Genomic DNA, 16,785 nt, shown 5'->3' with positions numbered 1-16,785 from the left:
CCTGCCGCTAGCGTTCATCCTGAGCCAGGATCAAACTCTTCATTGTATTTCCTTGAATGTCTGTACGACACCCGGAATCCCGAGTCCCTGCATCAAAATGGTTCTTATTCTCTTTACGCTGTCGTTACAATATGTATATGAACTTCTTTAATCTTTTTTTGCTCAAAAAAACCCAAATTTCAATCCAAATCCCTTCTCGCAAACGCCCTGCCTTATCAGCTAAGCGGGTGCAAATATACGCACGTTATTTTATCTCTACAAAATGTTTTTTGATATTTTTTTCGAAAAAAAATCAATTAAATTATAAGTGCTTGTTTTTCAGTATTCCCTTGTTTTGTTTCTTATCAAATTTCATGAAAAGAAATTCCAGACCAATCCAAATCTAATCACAAAATCGCGATACGGATAATTTGGTGCGGAGTAATAATTTGGTTCTGAAAAAATGGAATTAAGGTGTTCTGCCTTTAAATAGATTCTGGTTTGCTTTACTTTTGCATTTATAAAAACATCCAATAGTGGATAACCGCCCAATTCTTCGTTATTCTGAATATAGAACTCGCCCAATAGCGGATTATAAGCATCCATATTATATGATGTGAAATATTTAAAGGTTATTCCTGTTTGCAGGAACATAGCTTTCTTAAAGACATCACTTGAAAAATACAGACTGTTCCTGCTGACCACCTGGGGAAGATTGAGCACTTGATTGTCTTGGGTTACCTCCTGATACATTATAGTGTTCATCAAGGCCCACTTTCGCCACTTTACTTCTTTTTTATACTTCGCCTTTAGGTGATTTATGGTTCCCGCTTCCTGAAAAGGCCTTACAAAAGCTGTTTCTTGCCCCAATCCTTTTTCTTCCTCACTTGCGGTAGATGCAAAGTAGGTGTAATTGTCCACTGCGCTATACGCTGCTTCCAACTGACCAAAATATTTTGAATCGAAACCAAACTTGATACTCTGTGTTTGCACCTTTTCGAAAGTGTTGTTGTTTTGCCAATTGAAATTGCGATAATCACTTTGATAGAGCAAATAATTAAAGTCCGGCATCCGTGAAGAAATATGTATGGCGCCCGTTATTGAATTGTTGTCATTTAACCGATATCTCGCCATGGCATCAAAATTATTACCGGTAAGGTCTCCGGAAACAGTGTAGTTTACGTTGCCTTTTAGAAAAAATGGCCCCAAAGTGTTGCTATATGACCCTCCTACCGAAATTTCCTCACCTTTCAATTTGTTTTGAATGGTTTCTTCTTCAGTTATAAGAAGACTGTTAAAAAAGTAATTATAGTTGTACAGGCTTATATTACCAGACAATCTGCCCAAGGTTCTATTTGAAAATCCTACTGTTCCCTTATTGAACATTGTTTTCAGCCGGGCCCTATCTTCAATTGGGGTTAAAAAAGGATCTTGACCAAATGCATCATTCTGTCGGGTTTGTTCAAAATCGTATATTTTTGATTCGTAACTAAACTCATGTCCGATGACCAAGATGGTTGGTTCTTTGTCCGTTGAATCTTTTTTGTGGTTGACCAATTTATATTGGTGATCCAGGAAATAGCGCTTTCCCAATATTCGATTGTTGGCATCGGTATACAGTAAATCGATTTTTGCCCTATCCTGAAAATCGGGCAAATCGTCTTCGAACTGAGTTCTATCCAACAGCCCCCCACTTTCTTCGCTTTGCATCTCTTGTGCCGCTATATGCCCACGAAGGCCGTATTTATCATTCCGTGTGAGATAATTAAAGGTCACCCTAAACTTCCCATCCTGAGCTTCTTCATACCTGTATTTTCCCAATGAGCGAAAACCATTGTAGGCTATGGATGCGTTAAATCGCTTGGACACATTAAAGGTAAGCAATGCATCCAAAAACTGCCCTTGCTCCATGGTTGTCTTGAACATAAGCTCCGTCATTGGAGTAGGAACGTTATAATAGTTGATGTCCTCCTTTTCAAAATATCCTGGATGTTTTGCTGTAGCTCCTATTTGGGGATAATAGGATGTTCCTGAAAAGCTCTTGCCAAGCTCGTTATAAGGTTGTCCCATATTCGCAAAAGGCATCAACTCAAAATCATCTTTTCTAAGGTAATTGTACTTGTATTCTTTTTTTATGGTTAAAGTGGTATCCACATAGGTAGTGTCCCTTTGATAGGAAATTATCATATAATCACGGATGCTGATGGAATCTTCCTTTTTAGCTTTCAACTTACCGGTTCCCTTATCTTTTAATTTTCGCTTTGTTGAATCCTTCGATTTGGTCAAAAGGGAGTCTTTATCCTGAAGTTGCAAGGAATCCGCCCGTTTTGTTGGCGGCAGCGAGTCTTGCTGCGCCATAAGAACATGGCCAAAAAATAAAAGCAGGGTCAATATTAAAAATCTCATTTCGTGATATTGGTTGGGCAAAGGTAAAAGTTTTGTTACTAAAGAAATGTGAAAAGTTGACGCATAAAAAACCCCGCCAATTGGCGGGGTTTTCATTAAAATTTATATAACAGTTCAAAACTAGTTTTGAGTTGAAATGTTTGGATTGTTTTGAATTTCCGACTGAGGAATTTCAAAGGTCAATCTTTCATCGTCGTAATTGATCGGAACGCCAACATTGGAAAGGTGATTATCTCCCCTAACAACGGTTCCTTGGTTTCTCTTTAGAGAAAGGTAGCTTTTTCCCTCTCCCCAAAGCTCAATACGGGTTTGAAGATAAATCTCGTCCAATAGCGCCTGTCCCGAAAGACCATCGACATAGGCCGTACTCGGCAATCTCTCTGCCAATAAACCCTTCAACATGGTTCGTGCAGCCCCGGCATCACCTGCCTTGGCAGCAGCCTCTGCGTGCAATAAATACATTTCTGCCACCCTTAAGTAAACATAATCTGTAGTAATGTTGGCCTGACCACCTATTACCCTGTCCGGGTGGTAGAATTTATTCAAAGGCATTAAGTCCGTATATTCCCCGATCGGCTCGGCAAACTGTTGCTTGCGCACATCATCCTCTGGAATGGCCGCATAAAGGTCGGAGTCGATAGCCTTGGCATCGCCTGCCCAGGCATAACTATAGGTGAAAAGGTCCATTTGTCCCCACCAAGAAACAAGTCCAAGACCGGCATCCACCGTTAGGTCAACGCCCCAAATCCATCCCGAGGTGTTCAAATCGTTGAAACCGCCCAAGACTTCCTCCGAGTTCATCAATGTATAGCCACCATTGTTTATCACATTGGCGGTCAAATCCATAACCTCCTCATGGCTGTCCCCTTTGGATGCCAGCACATATGCCAGAATGGCCTGGGCAACGGTTTTGTCCACTTGGCCCTTTGAGCTTCTGGAGAACCCGTCCAACAGAGAAATGGACTCATTAAGGTCTTTTTCCATCAGCGCATAAATCTCAGCAGTAGTCACCTTTGGCCCATTCAGGTCGTCAGGACTATCGTAGATAGGCAAGATCTCAGCTGAAGGGTCGTAGGAGTTTGCAAAGTATTGGGTCAAATAGAAATAAGCATGGGCACGAAGTGTCTTCGCCTGTCCCATCAAATATTTATTCTCCTCTATTTCGGGAACCGTTTCGTTACCGCCCAATGCATCAATTACCAAGTTCGCAGAGCGGATAACGCGGTAATAGAACCTCCAGGGCATGTAATTTCTCGTTCTGGTAAAATCCTGTGTAGACTGGAACTCTGTAATATCGGCCCTGTACCAACCATAGGTACTTACAGAAAGTGCCATATCGCCGGAAAGCATATCGCCGTATATATCGTATCCTTTATGTCCAAAGTCATCATGGTTTGTAGTACCACCACTTTGCGTAGCAAACATCGTAGAATATATACCGGAAATAGTTCCCTCAATTACAGCTGGATTAACGGACGCCGCCTCCCCAACTTGTTCTTGTGTTAGGAACTCGGACGGTTGCTCATCCAAGAAGTCCTTTCCACAGCCCGCCAACAACAATAGCGAGGCTATAACTGATAATTTAATATTACTGTTTTTCATAACTTTTTTTCTAAAATTTAACTCTTACACCTAAGGTTACGGTAGTCAAAGGAGCATAAATCCTCCTTGCTGAAGCACCGTTCTCTCTTACAGATGGGTTAAAACCTTGTCTGGCTGTCTTGATTGCCAAGTTATCCCCGGACAACCAAATGTTTACATTTTTCAATCCCATTCTCTCGATATCCTTTTTGGGCAAGGTATATCCTATTTTGGCATTGTTGAAGGCAAGATAATCCGTACTTGTTAACCATCTTGTTGTTCCAACTCTTTGATCTTGACCTGTAGCGTCATCCAAGCGGGGCACGTCAGTTACGTCTCCTGGGTTTTGCCATCTCTGGGAAATATCCTTGTGGAAGTTTGTGGAGGCCGCACCAAAGTTATCACTCATCAACTCAGAATACTGGTTGTCCATTGCCCATCCTCCAACACTGTAGGTAAACTGTGCAGAGAAATCGAAATTCTTCACTTGCGCTGCCAATCTGAATGCTCCGAACAAATCAGGAATACCGGATTTACCTACATACTTCTGTGTTGCATCGGCATAGGTTTCGGTAATCTGCCTTTCAATGTTGGCATCAGGATTTTCATCCATGTAGGCCATCATATCAGCAATACCGTCTTCGCCATCATCTAGGGTACCGTTACCGTTAGCGTCGTTAAAGTATTGGTAGTATTGACCAACACCATTTTCTGGGTTGACTCCGGCCCACTCCCTGATGTAAAAATCATAGATAGAGCTTCCTTTTGAATATCCATAAGGAGTTGACGATGTATCCAAAATTCTTGGCTCACCTGTTGAAGGTTCAAGAGGCATCGTAAGAATCTCGTTGTTGATATGGGATCCATTAATAGAGAAATCCAATTTGAAATCCTCTTTATTAAAAATGTGGCTAGTAAGATTGAATTCGATACCTTGGTTCAACAACTCACCATCGTTAACTGTAACAATCGCAATACCTTGCGAAGGTCCAACCCTTCTCTCAAAAATCAGGTTGTCCGTCTTTTTACTATAGAAATCGACAACACCGTCCAAATATCTACCGAGACCAAACTCGACACCTGTCTGGAACATTTTGGAGGTCTCCCATGTCAAATCAGGGTTTCCATTGTCCCTGATAGAAAGGGAAATTTGGTCGTTCAAGTTATTGATGTCGTAAGTGTCATATGCGATATAATAATCTTCATCATCTACTGCCTGATCTCCAGTAACACCGTACGACGCTTTCAACTTCAAGAAATCGAAAACACCGTTGCCGGACATGAAGTCTTCGTTGGTAATAACCCATGCGGCACCGACCGAACCGAAGGTACCCCACTTTTCGTTGATAAACCTGGAAGAACCGTCCCTACGTACCGAGGCGGTCAAGAAATATTTCTTGTCGTAATCATAGTTCACCTGACCAAAATAAGACTCAATGCTATATCCTCTGGAAAAACCGGAAGGAGGTCCTTGCGAAACAACAAAGTTGTTCAATTCATAAATATCGGGGTGAACGGCCAATCTTTTTGAGGCCACGCTTTGCTCTCTCTCGAACTGGTTGTTCTCATGTGCGACCAGGGCCTCAATGGAGTGGCTTCCAAATTCAGTCTGGTAACGCAACAGTTTCAAGAAGTTGGTCGTCAAGAAATTCCTGTCCCTTTGAAACAAGCTGCCCCCAGTGGAAATACCACCACCATAGAATGGGTTTGTGAACGACTTGTAACGCTCAGTGGCAAACTGCGCACCAAAACGGGTTTCAAAGGTCAATCCTTTTGCAATATCGACATCCAAGGAGAAGTTACCGTTGATTTCGTGTCTGTTTGTACCTACAAAATCATACAAAGCAGAAGCAATCGGGTTCAACTGGTCAGCATTTGGTCTTGATCTAAATCCAGAAGCTGTACCGTAATCGTACTGATAACCTCCAAATATTGGGTCTTCCACCAATTGATAGTTCTCATCCCTCAAGAATACCGGGAATATCGGTGCCATTTTGTCAGCAAACTCAAACAAGTTTTCAGAACCAACGGTTTGACCATTGTTTTGGCTTTTGGAATATGCATATCCTGCATTCACTCCAACTTTCAACCATTTCTTAACTTGGGAATCGGCATTCAACCTGGCCGTATATCTTTGGTAGCCAGTATTAAGGGCGTAACCGTTATCGTTCAAGTACCCAATTGAAGTAAAGTATTTGCTTTTTTCGTCACCACCAGCCATTCTAAGGTTGGTTTCTGTCCTAATGGCTGCATCAAAAGCCAAATCGGCATATCTCTGAGGTGTGTATCTTCTTGTCACTCCCGGCCTAACGGTACTGGTTGCAGGGTCGATTAACTCACCTCCATCCGCAACGTTCCACATATTGTATCCTGGATGCACATAGTTCACGGAAAATAGATTATCGTTTGCGAAAGCAACAGGATCTTCTTCACCATCCAATGCAGCACCATTACGAATACCTTCCCAAACATAACCTATGTACTCTTCTGGAGATGTGATCACGTCATACCTTGGTATCAACTGCATGTTGAAACCAGACTTCACATCTACCTCAATGTAAGATTCATTGGCTGAACCTGATTTGGTAGTAATCAAAATAACACCATTGGCACCACGAGAACCATAAATTGCGGTTGCCGTGGCATCTTTTAATACTGTGGTAGTTTTGATATCCGCAGGGTTAATGGAGTTGATGCTTCCCGTAAAAGGAACACCATCAACAACATACAAAGGATCCCTGTTACCGTTAACAGAACCATACCCTCTTACACGGATAGTGGAAGTAGTACCCGGTTGTCCGGATGTATTGATTACAGAAACACCCGCAACCTCACCAGCAAGTGCCTGAGATACATTGGAAAAAGATTTTACCTCCAAGGCTTCAGCCTCAACAACAGATGCCGTACCCGCAAAGGCCTGTTTTGTTGTGGTACCATAACCTACAACTACTACCTCTTCCAAGGCCTGTGCATCCTCTTCCATCTGCACATTGATAGTGGATGATGCTCCAACAGTTCTTTCTACGGTCGCCTGACCGATGTAACTGAAACGCAAAACTTGTCCTTCGGAAGCTGAGATGGTGTAATTTCCATCAAAATCTGTTTGTGTACCATTAGACGTTCCTACAACGACTATGGAAACACCAGGAAGTGGCAGACTATTTTGGTCCGTCACGTTACCTGAAACTGTTTTCTCTTGTCCAAAAGAGAAAGACATGCATAACACCAAAAAAGGTGTTAGCATCCATGCTAACTTAGCTCTCATTTATTTCATTTTTTGAATTAGTCCGCTCAAAAATCAATATAAAAAGTTAATATTCAAAAAAATTAACAACCTTGCACTTCATATGTTACGACAACATTACTCAACATTTTTCATAATTTTAACATATTATATGCAAGCCAAGGCCTTGTTTACTGGGTATGTAGGATTTTTTTTAACTTTTTATTGGTAATTATGTTTTTCTGCAGAAACCATTTGTTAAATTTTCAAGAAGTATGTTAAAACCATGTTACCGTTCTTTCTTTGAAGCTGGAACCGATGAAGCTGGGAGAGGCTGTTTAGCTGGTCCCGTTACTGCAGCAGCGATTACATTGCCAAAAAACTTCAATAATGACATATTAAATGATTCCAAACAGCTTTCCGAAGTCAAACGGAACATGTTGAGACCAATTTTGGAAAAAGAAGCGGTTTCTTTCTCTGTTTGTCACGTTTTCCAAGATGAGATCGATGAAATCAACATTTTAAACGCCTCTTTCTTGGCCATGCACCACGCCATAGACAAATTGGAACCTTTGCCTTCATTTTTAATAGTGGATGGCAACCGTTTTAGACCCTACCCCAACATAGACCACGAATGCATAATTAAAGGAGATGGCAAATACATGAGCATCGCCGCTGCCTCTGTACTGGCAAAAACATACAGAGACGAGTATATGGCCAAAATCCATGAAGAATTCCCCATGTACAACTGGAAAAAGAACAAGGGATACCCGACCAAGGAACACAGAGAGGCTATCAAAAAATACGGCATTACCAAATATCACAGAAAAAGCTTTAGGCAACTGCCCGAACAATTGACTCTGGATATTTAAAAATCCTAACTTTGTGTCAAACTTCAAGAATGAGATCAAAGGCGTTTTTTTGTTTGCTGCCCATATTTATTGCTTCCTGTACAAAAGAGGTAAAGACCAAAGACTCCCTTTTGGAACATTTACCGCCCAACCCTTCGCTCGTTTTAAAGATTACCAACCTGACCAATTTTAAGAGCGAGCTCAAAAACAACTCCAACCTTAAAAGTATTGAGGGTTTTTCCAACATAAAAAAGGTTGCCGATAAAATTAAGGGACTGGAACATCTTTCTACCGACAAAACCTGTGTGCTCGCACTTTACGAAGTAGGCAAGGACAACCACGACTATATTTTGGCCACCAAAAATGATTCCGGCATTTTTAATGTAGACAGCGTGTCCAACAAAACAGTGGAAACATTGACCTACGAAGAAACCAAAGTCTCCAAATACAATCTTGATGGTCTAGAAGTCTATAGTCTACGGAAAAACGACGACATCTTATTGAGTTCCTCCATGATGCTGATGGAAAACCTCATCAGAGTTAGTGAAAACACACCTGCGGACCCTACGCTGAAAAAACTTTATCAGGCAAGTTCGCTCGATAAGTCGGCCACTATATTTATCAACCCTAGTGGCAATACATCTTTGTTAGCGCTAAAAGAGCAGGATAAAACCATGGACAATCCATTTTCTTCTTGGATTTCTTTGGATTTTACAGCAAATTCCGACGAAGTTAATTTGAGTGGCGTAGCCATGGCTCCCGATTCTACAAAAAATTTCATCAATTTATTCAAGGGCACATCTCCCTTGGCCAACAAAACACCTTCCTATGCACCATTAACCGCACAGGCCATACTATCCTATACTTTTGACGATTACCAAGTGTTCGCCAACAACCAGAACACTTATTTGGACAGAGCGAAGAAAACAGATTCCCTATTTAATACCATTGAAGAAGTTGGGATAATCTATTTGAACAAGGAAAAGGTCGTCCTTTTAAAATCTTATGGCACCGAAAGTTTGTATGATTATTTGGAAAGTAAAAAAACGGCTTCTCAGGACTACCAGGGCAGTGAAATTATAGAGCTCGAAGACTCAAATATTGTTGAAGAAGGTTTTACGCCCTTGGTCAAAGATTTTGAATCCAATTTTTGCACGATCTTGGAGAACAGCTTTATTTTTTCGGAACAGAAAGAAGCACTACAGACCATCATCAGCAATCATAAAAGTGCTTCTTCTTTTGACGGTGACCAAGGTTTTAAAACAGCAAAGGCATCCTTGGCGAGCGAATCCAGCATGCTTTTTGTTTCCAATGCAACGGGAATTGATTTTTTTGCCGAACAGGAGCTTTCCACAGAGGTATTCGAGGACGTCAAAGACAAGGATTTTAAGGAGCAGGTTTTTGCATCACAAATGGTAATGGACAATGGTTTTGGGCATTTCAATCTGTTGGTATCAAAAATTGAAAAGAACCAGGAAAGAAACACAGTGTCCCCCCTATTTACTTTGGAGTTGAACACCGATTTGGCCACAGACCCCCAGTTTGTAAAAAACCACAGGACCAAACAACAGGAAATTGTGGTACAGGACCAAAACAATGTCCTCTATCTCATCTCTACCGATGGAAAAGTACTTTGGACCAAACAGTTGGACGGCAGAATCCAAGGCGAAATACAACAAGTTGACATTTACAAAAACGGAAAACTACAGCTCGCCTTCACCACAAACGACCAATTTTTGATTTTGGACCGCAATGGCGACGAAGTTCCTCCTTTTACTATTGATTTTGAAGGCGGCAACCTGAACCCATTGGCCGTTTTTGATTATGATGGCAGTCGAAATTACCGCTTTGTGGTCACCCAAGGCCAAAAAGTATATATGTACAACAATCAGGGCAAGATAGTTCGCGGATTTACCTTTACCGATGCTCCTAGCAATATTTTGGATGCTCCCAAACATTTTAGGGTAGGCAACAAGGATTACTTGGTATTTAAACAGGACAACAGTACCCTCAGAATTTTACACCGGGTGGGAAGCGACCGGATCAAGGTACCTGAAAAGATAGATTTTTCCAGCAATGAAGTATTCCTGTATAAAAACAAGTTCTCGGTAACCAACAAAACTGGTGTGCTGCATCAAATTGATACGAACGGAAAATTGACAGCTACCAATTTTAACCTAAATCCCGATCACGGGTTTTATGCCACAAGCAATACCTTGGTTTTTATGGATGACAATATTCTCAGTATTAAAGGAAAGAAAGTAGAATTGGAACTGGGCGTATACTCCAAACCTAAAATCTTTTACATCTACGATAAAATATATGTAGGGGTTACCGATATACAGAACCATCAGATCTATTTGTACGATAGCCAAGCGAAACCCATCCCAAATTTCCCCGTATTTGGCAGCTCGTTGATCGACCTTACCGATATGGACAATGACAGAAGACTGGAATTGGTGGCCAAAGATCAGGAAAACTCCCTGATCGTATACAAAATAAACTAGTTTGCTTTGTTATTGCAACCTGTACAATAATTGTTACGAAACATACATTTTTAGTCTGAAAGAGGGTTTTATTTGAGTAGTTTGGACAGTATTGCTTTATCAACAAACTAAAAAACACTTTTAAATGAAAACCTCAAACAAACTATTCTACTGTTTGTCCTTTGCCCTATTGCTGGGCACCAGCGGAGAGGCTCAGTTCTTTAAAAAATTGGCCAAAAAAGCGGAAAAGGCAGCTGAACGCACAGTTGAAAGAAGAGTAGAAAGGGAAACCTCTAAAAAAACCGACCAAGCATTCGACAGTATCTTGGAGCCGGGTTCTGGAGGGCAACAAGCTCCGGGAGCCCCTTCGGAAAATGGAAACCCAACGGGTACCAATACCGAAAACAGTACCTCAACCCGTCCAGTAGCGGGCAGTCCAAAAACTATTGAAGTCTACAGTAAATTTGATTTTGTACCGGGTGACAAGCCTTTGTTCTTTGATGACTTCAACGATGAGTTTATCGGTGATTTTCCCTCCAAATGGAATACCAACGGTTCCGGGGAAGTGGTCACCATTGGCTCAATACCTGGCAAATGGTATTCCGTGGCCAGTAGAAGTATTACCGTGCCCAATTTGGGCACCACCCTTCCCGAGGATTTTACTATGGAGTTTGACCTTAAAGTGGTCAACTTAAGCAGAAATACGGGTTCTGGTGCCAAATTGGGCATCTATTTTTCCGAAACCTCGGGACTTACCACTAACGAAAACAATGTATTGGCCAACCTAAACTTTTGCCAATACATAGCGATCGGAGTAAGAGTGGACAACAATTTTAAGGGAGATCCAGTTCCCATACAGAACACTTTACAACAAGACTTACGAGAGGTTTACAAAGATGTGGTCCATGTGTCCATAGCCGTAAACAAGAATAGATACCGTCTTTGGCTAAACGAGATAAAGGTTGCCGATCTTCCCCAATTCATCGTAAAACCAGAATTGATCAACTATGTAAAGTTTTATGTGAACGGTATCGACAAACAAAAGAGACAGGAACAAGTATTGATCAGCAACCTGAAAATTGCAGAAGGTGGGGTTGATTTACGCAGAAAACTCATGGCCGAAGGAAAAATCTCCACCAACGGCATACGTTTCAACTCCGGCTCGGCGGATATTTTACCACAATCCATGGGTATAATCCGCCAAATCTCCCAAGTGTTAAATCAAGATTCCGCTATGAGCCTCAACATTGTGGGACATACCGATTCCGATGGTTCGGACGAAAGCAACATGAAACTCTCCAAAGACAGGGCCGAGGCCGTTAAAAAAGCGCTGGTATCCGTTTATGGGATTTCCGAGAACCGATTGAACTCCGAAGGAAAAGGAGAAGCGGAACCTGTTGCCGACAATGGCACCTCACAAGGCAAAGCACAAAACCGACGAGTTGAATTCATTAAACTTTAATAAAACATGAAACGGTATTTTCTATTACTAGTACTTGCCGCATTAGCAGCACCCATATCACAGGCACAATCCACTTGCAGCACATACTATCCGCTGGTTGATGGGGCCAACCTTCAATACACCAATTATAACAAAAAGGGGAAAGAGGATGGACAAATCAACTACACAGTCACCAATGTGGAAAGCAGTGGCGACAATGTAAGCGCCACCATGATGATGGAAATGGTGGACAGAAAAGGGAACACCTATACTTCGGATTATGAGATTGCTTGCGACGGAGATGTGGTGAAAATTGATTTTAAATCTTTGATGAACGACCAAATGCTCAGCCAAATGGGCGATGTTGAAATGGATATGTCGGGCACCGATGTGGAATTGCCCAACAATCTTTCCGTGGGACAAGAGTTGCCCGATGCCAATATGGAGCTTAAAATGAAAATGGGCGGAGCAATCAACATGAACACCAATGTAGAGACCATCAACCGCAAAGTGGAAAAGCAAGAAAGCGTGACCACTCCGGCCGGTACTTTTGACTGCTATGTAATCTATAGCGAAACCAAGACCAAAATGATGATGGCCAACCAAACCTTTCCTTCCCGCACATGGTTTGCTAAAGGGGTTGGCATGGTAAAACAAGAATCGTACAACAAAAAAGGAAAGTTAACAGGCAGCATGGTATTGACCCAGTACAGTAAATAGGTCATTGCTTTATAAAAAAACCGAGGTGCGAGCCTCGGTTTTAATATTAAATCAATTCTTATTTTTATCGGGTAAAGGCGAAATCATAATGTGGGCCCTGTGCGTTCCGGGGTTCATGATCCAAGGATGATTTGGGCCCACGGGTTTTTCAGGTAGTCCCGTGGATTCGGCGGTAGCAAATGGCAAATAGACCACATAACGGTATTGCGCTCCTTCAACCTCATTTGTTTTGGGGTTGTACAAATCACTTTCTCCATAATAAATATGTAGGGTGGATCCCGGTTTTCCCATATCCAGTTTGCCCGATTTTGCTTCTTCCTCTCTAATATCAAAGATTTCGGGTCCTGTTTTTCCCTCAGCTCGTAATTCTCGGCCTCTTGCCATAAAAGGTTCAAGGCTTTTGTGATAGCAGGCTGCATTGAATCCCGATTTTTTAGGGTCATCCGCAAGGACAATGAATTCGTTACCTCCTTCCCGAAGTGTTACAAAGTCACCGGCCATATTATACCCAATGATTGTGCACCCATCTCTGCTTGCCTCTGGTGCGGCCATTAATGATGCTGCGATCAAGGCTTCGTCAGAGTCAATTGGAACATAGTTGGTTTCAACTTGATCTGTGCTATTCTCAACGGTTTCCACAACAGCTGAGTCGTCTGCATCTTTTTTGTTTTCGCTGGTATTCTTGCAGGAAACCAGGACTCCTGCTATTGCAATGGTTATGAGAATTTGTTTCATGGTATATTGAATTTAGTTATCGGCGACATGACGGGAACCCCCTAAACTGAAATTTATTTCACGGTTTAAAACCCACCTGTGGCCAAAATGTGCACGTAGTAAGGTAAGAAATATTTGTAGAACCTTTTATTACTTCTATTCGGTACGAATCTAGAGGTTTGCGCTGACCACTGGGGCAACAATGTTGGCGGTCGTTATTTATTTCTCTTGTAGTATACCTTTACCAATCCTGTATCAAATGTTTTTACAGATACAAATTCAAGTAGTTGTTCGGGTCGTCCGTTTTTGAACAATCGTGTACCATTGCCCAATAATACCGGAACAACTGAAATGATAAACTCATCGACCAAGTCATTTTTTAAGAGTTCATTTATTACTTCGGCACCACCGTCACAATAAATGTTTTTCCCTTTTTCCGATTTTAGTTTGGCGACCAAATCGGTCAAGTTTCCATTGTAAAAAGTTGTCCTGCCCACGATTGGTCTTTGGGTCCTGGTAATGACATAAACATCCCTTTGCCCATTGTCGTAATGTGACGAACCGATTTCCTTGAGCACATAATCATACGTTTTTCTGCCAACAATCAACGTGTCTATTGTCTCCGTGAATTTTGCATATCCGTAGTCTTCCCCTTCCTTTTCAACAAGTTTCAAGAAACTGAGATCGTCATTGGGTTTTGCGATGTAGCCGTCCAAACTTACCGCGATGAAAAGTGAAATTTTTCGCATTTGAGTCAAACTTTTATGTCTTTGCAAAATTGTTTTGATTCAACCAATAACACTTTGTAAAAATGCGACAATTTACAGTTGCGATGGAGAAAGTCCTGTATTTTGTTTGATTTCATGGGCTAGATGCGAATGGTCATAATAGCCACATTCAAAAGCAATATCAAGCAGACTCCTATCCTTACTTGAGTTTTTGATAATATTCAAAGTATTTTGAAAACGGACAATATTTGAATATTTCTTTGGCGAAAGCCCTATTTGTGCCTTAAAACTTCGTTCCAATTGTCTTATGGTCAAACAATTTTTTTTGGAAAGCTCGTAAATACTCAATTGTCCGTTTGTCTTATGGATATCTTCCAGTACTGTTTGCAATTGGTTATTTCCGCTTTTTGTTCTATCGGTAAAAAATCGGTTTAGGTAACCAAAGGAACCTTCAAGGACCTTGTCCACATTGAATGAATTTGATTTCTCAAACTCAATGGTGCTGTCAATCAGTTCATGCTGAGGTGCATAATTATAAAAGTTTGAAAACGCCCCTGGCTTGAGGCAAACTCCTATCAAATGTGTCTGGCTGTTGATAAAACTATCTTTAAAAGAAGTCATTGTACCGACAACATAGGTTTTTCCAAATTCCATTGAAACCAATCCATTATCCGTCAAACAGGTTTCCCCCAAGTTCATTACCAAGCCTCCGCAACCATCTGGAAAATTTCGCTCCCATTGACTATCCAGCTCGCTTCCATTCAGTTCCCAATAGGAATGGATAAATGGTTCCAATTCTTTATGTGGTTTTTTTTCTGTGTACTTCATTTTTATTGGATACCGTTTCTCATTGAAAATCGACACTAAAAATATGGTCATTTTCAATTGAATGACGCTCATAGATCACCGAACCCAGCAATAAAGTCAAAAAGCGTGAAGACACAAAACCCTAAACCCCAGCTCTTTCCTTAAACATCTCCGCCTCAAAAAGATCAGTAAAATGCTTCAGCAATTTCTCTTTTACTTCCTCCATATCCAATTCCTTCTGGCCCAGTTCCACGTTAAGAGAAGTCACCGCTTTGTCCTTGATGCCACAGGGAATCATCATATCAAAATAACCAAGGTCGGTATTTACGTTCAGAGCAAAGCCGTGCATGGTCACCCAACGGCTCGCGCGCACGCCCATGGCGCAAATTTTTCGAGCAAAGGGAGTGCCCACATCCAGCCAAACACCGGTTTCCCCTTCGGAGCGCTCCCCCTTTAGTCCATATTCGGCCAAGGTGAGAATAACCATTTCTTCCAAAAAACGAAGGTATTTGTGAATGTCCGTGAAGAAATTGTCCAAATCCAAAATAGGATAGCCAACCACTTGCCCCGGACCATGATAAGTAATGTCCCCGCCTCGGTTGATCTTATAAAACGTGGCCCCTTTGGCTTCCAAAACTTTTTCATCCACCAATAAATTGTTGATGTCGCCACTTTTCCCTAAAGTGTAAACATGCGGGTGTTCCACAAACAAAAAATGGTTTGGGGTTTCAAGGCCTCCATCCTCCCGTCGGTTGCGTATCTTGGTGTCCATAATATCCTTGAACAGCGTTTCTTGGTAATCCCAAGTTTCCTTGTAATCCTTACATCCTAGATCTTGAAGGGCAACTTTCTTATTCATGCCACAAAGATACAAAGCATTATAATGGTAAACTATTTCTCCAGTTCCACCTCAAGATCCAAAACCGAGGGGTCTTTCATCAAATCCAAAAAGTTTACTTCGTAGATTAACGTCTTTCCATCGGCACTAAAGGTGGCCTCTTCCACTGTAGTGGATTTCACCTTTTTCGGAAAATGATATTTAAGCGTATAGGTAGAGCCCGACAGGAACATTTCGGCACCTTGCAGACTGTCCAATTGCTGTTGGAACAGCTCTTGGTCTACAATTTTGGAAGTTCGGGTAAATGTATTTTTCTTGAATGAGTAATTCACCTCCGTTGCCTGATCGGCAGGTTTTATCTTCTCTTGCTGCGGATTGGTATTGCCGCCTATCGCACTAGCGTCTTGAAAGGTGCTGAAAGCATCGTTCATTTCGCTTACATCCTTAAAATCGCTGAAAAGGTCGAACATCATCACACTTTTCTCGGGGTCCATCACCATTCGCATGTTAAACGGTTCCAATTTTTTCAATTTGGCCTGTTCCTCTGGTGGCAGTTGGGCAATACTGTCTTTTTTATCTTTCAACAATTCTCTAAAGGAAATAATGGAATCTACTGGCTTTTCGTTGGTCTTGGCCATTTCTTCGCCAGCCATTTGCATAAGTTCGGACCCATCAAAATTGATGGACAACTTTCCCGAACCATCTTCTTTCAGATGGATTTCCTCCGTAAAATTGCACGAATAGGTCAGGGCAACCCCCATTGCCATCAACAAGATTTGGATTTTTTTCATAAGATATTTAGTTAGTGTTGTTTAAAATAACCAGGGCTCCTATTACACCCGGAACCCATCCACAAAGGGTTAAAAGTAATACAATAAGAATAGAGCCACAACCCTTTCCGATAACTGACAAAGGCGGAAACAATATGGCCAACAAAACTCTCCAGAAACTCATTTTTTTTGATTTTGATTGATGATACCTATAAGTAGTTAAAATAACACTTTTGTTACA

13 protein-coding genes are annotated in these 16,785 nt (G+C 41.5%); 4 read left to right on the top strand and 9 right to left on the bottom strand.

What is annotated here, in order from left to right:
• Positions 1–351: 351 nt before the first annotated feature.
• From VM932_RS13715 to VM932_RS13705, 3 genes are all read right to left on the bottom strand, one after another.
• Positions 352–2,385 (bottom strand): putative porin, encoded by a 2,034-nt coding sequence (locus VM932_RS13715; RefSeq protein ID WP_326279352.1) that lies wholly within the window; start codon positions 2,383–2,385, stop codon positions 352–354.
• A gap of 120 nt (positions 2,386–2,505) precedes the next feature.
• Positions 2,506–3,987, bottom strand: a complete 1,482-nt coding sequence (locus VM932_RS13710) for a RagB/SusD family nutrient uptake outer membrane protein (protein ID WP_326279351.1) — start codon at positions 3,985–3,987, stop codon at positions 2,506–2,508.
• A 10-nt stretch (positions 3,988–3,997) separates the two neighbouring features.
• Entirely contained in the window at positions 3,998–7,231 is a 3,234-nt protein-coding gene (locus VM932_RS13705; RefSeq protein WP_326279350.1) for a SusC/RagA family TonB-linked outer membrane protein, read from the bottom strand.
• Between the two features lie 233 nt (positions 7,232–7,464).
• On the opposite strand from VM932_RS13705, the gene rnhB reads away from it, so the two are divergent.
• The 4 genes from rnhB to VM932_RS13685 all read left to right on the top strand — a co-directional run bounded on the left by rnhB (position 7,465) and on the right by VM932_RS13685 (position 12,687).
• Entirely contained in the window at positions 7,465–8,061 is a 597-nt protein-coding gene (gene rnhB, locus VM932_RS13700; protein WP_326279349.1) for a ribonuclease HII, read from the top strand.
• A 29-nt stretch (positions 8,062–8,090) separates the two neighbouring features.
• The gene (locus VM932_RS13695; RefSeq protein ID WP_326279348.1) at positions 8,091–10,547 is read left to right on the top strand and encodes a ribonuclease HII; all 2,457 of its coding nucleotides are present in this window, start codon (positions 8,091–8,093) and stop codon (positions 10,545–10,547) included.
• Between the two features lie 124 nt (positions 10,548–10,671).
• On the top strand, positions 10,672–11,988 hold the full coding sequence (locus tag VM932_RS13690) for an OmpA family protein (RefSeq protein WP_326279347.1): 1,317 nt from the start codon (positions 10,672–10,674) through the stop codon (positions 11,986–11,988).
• A 6-nt stretch (positions 11,989–11,994) separates the two neighbouring features.
• Positions 11,995–12,687, top strand: coding sequence for a TapB family protein (locus VM932_RS13685; RefSeq protein WP_326279345.1), 693 nt, complete (start codon positions 11,995–11,997; stop codon positions 12,685–12,687).
• A 51-nt stretch (positions 12,688–12,738) separates the two neighbouring features.
• On the opposite strand, the gene VM932_RS13680 is transcribed toward VM932_RS13685, so the two are convergent.
• The 6 genes from VM932_RS13680 to VM932_RS13655 form a co-directional block, all read right to left on the bottom strand.
• The gene (locus VM932_RS13680; RefSeq protein ID WP_326279344.1) at positions 12,739–13,422 is read right to left on the bottom strand and encodes a hypothetical protein; all 684 of its coding nucleotides are present in this window, start codon (positions 13,420–13,422) and stop codon (positions 12,739–12,741) included.
• A gap of 194 nt (positions 13,423–13,616) precedes the next feature.
• Positions 13,617–14,150 carry a dihydrofolate reductase family protein gene (locus VM932_RS13675; RefSeq protein WP_326279342.1) on the bottom strand — a complete coding sequence of 178 codons (534 nt, stop codon included), beginning with the start codon at positions 14,148–14,150 and terminating at the stop codon, positions 13,617–13,619.
• 72 nt (positions 14,151–14,222) lie between these two features.
• Positions 14,223–14,957 carry a helix-turn-helix domain-containing protein gene (locus VM932_RS13670; RefSeq protein WP_326279340.1) on the bottom strand — a complete coding sequence of 245 codons (735 nt, stop codon included), beginning with the start codon at positions 14,955–14,957 and terminating at the stop codon, positions 14,223–14,225.
• Between the two features lie 121 nt (positions 14,958–15,078).
• Positions 15,079–15,795: a lipoyl(octanoyl) transferase LipB gene (gene lipB, locus VM932_RS13665; RefSeq protein ID WP_326279339.1), complete on the bottom strand. Its 717-nt coding sequence runs from the start codon at positions 15,793–15,795 to the stop codon at positions 15,079–15,081.
• Positions 15,796–15,827: 32 nt separating this feature from the next.
• On the bottom strand, positions 15,828–16,565 hold the full coding sequence (locus VM932_RS13660) for a hypothetical protein (protein ID WP_326279338.1): 738 nt from the start codon (positions 16,563–16,565) through the stop codon (positions 15,828–15,830).
• A gap of 7 nt (positions 16,566–16,572) precedes the next feature.
• Positions 16,573–16,728: a YqaE/Pmp3 family membrane protein gene (locus VM932_RS13655; protein ID WP_014032109.1), complete on the bottom strand. Its 156-nt coding sequence runs from the start codon at positions 16,726–16,728 to the stop codon at positions 16,573–16,575.
• Positions 16,729–16,785 lie beyond the last annotated feature (57 nt).

Source organism: Flagellimonas halotolerans, from assembly GCF_035818535.1.
Taxonomy (GTDB): domain Bacteria; phylum Bacteroidota; class Bacteroidia; order Flavobacteriales; family Flavobacteriaceae; genus Flagellimonas; species Flagellimonas halotolerans.
This window is presented reverse-complemented; position numbering and strand designations above follow the sequence as displayed.

What these genes read in the sequence shown, in the direction of transcription:
- VM932_RS13715 (WP_326279352.1), bottom strand. Translation starts at nt 2,385, where the DNA reads ATGAGATTTTTAATATTGACCCTGCTTTTATTTTTTGGCCATGTTCTT.
- VM932_RS13710 (WP_326279351.1), bottom strand. Translation starts at nt 3,987, where the DNA reads ATGAAAAACAGTAATATTAAATTATCAGTTATAGCCTCGCTATTGTTG.
- VM932_RS13705 (WP_326279350.1), bottom strand. Translation starts at nt 7,231, where the DNA reads ATGAGAGCTAAGTTAGCATGGATGCTAACACCTTTTTTGGTGTTATGC.
- rnhB (WP_326279349.1), top strand. Translation starts at nt 7,465, where the DNA reads ATGTTAAAACCATGTTACCGTTCTTTCTTTGAAGCTGGAACCGATGAA.
- VM932_RS13695 (WP_326279348.1), top strand. Translation starts at nt 8,091, where the DNA reads ATGAGATCAAAGGCGTTTTTTTGTTTGCTGCCCATATTTATTGCTTCC.
- VM932_RS13690 (WP_326279347.1), top strand. Translation starts at nt 10,672, where the DNA reads ATGAAAACCTCAAACAAACTATTCTACTGTTTGTCCTTTGCCCTATTG.
- VM932_RS13685 (WP_326279345.1), top strand. Translation starts at nt 11,995, where the DNA reads ATGAAACGGTATTTTCTATTACTAGTACTTGCCGCATTAGCAGCACCC.
- VM932_RS13680 (WP_326279344.1), bottom strand. Translation starts at nt 13,422, where the DNA reads ATGAAACAAATTCTCATAACCATTGCAATAGCAGGAGTCCTGGTTTCC.
- VM932_RS13675 (WP_326279342.1), bottom strand. Translation starts at nt 14,150, where the DNA reads ATGCGAAAAATTTCACTTTTCATCGCGGTAAGTTTGGACGGCTACATC.
- VM932_RS13670 (WP_326279340.1), bottom strand. Translation starts at nt 14,957, where the DNA reads ATGAAGTACACAGAAAAAAAACCACATAAAGAATTGGAACCATTTATC.
- lipB (WP_326279339.1), bottom strand. Translation starts at nt 15,795, where the DNA reads ATGAATAAGAAAGTTGCCCTTCAAGATCTAGGATGTAAGGATTACAAG.
- VM932_RS13660 (WP_326279338.1), bottom strand. Translation starts at nt 16,565, where the DNA reads ATGAAAAAAATCCAAATCTTGTTGATGGCAATGGGGGTTGCCCTGACC.
- VM932_RS13655 (WP_014032109.1), bottom strand. Translation starts at nt 16,728, where the DNA reads ATGAGTTTCTGGAGAGTTTTGTTGGCCATATTGTTTCCGCCTTTGTCA.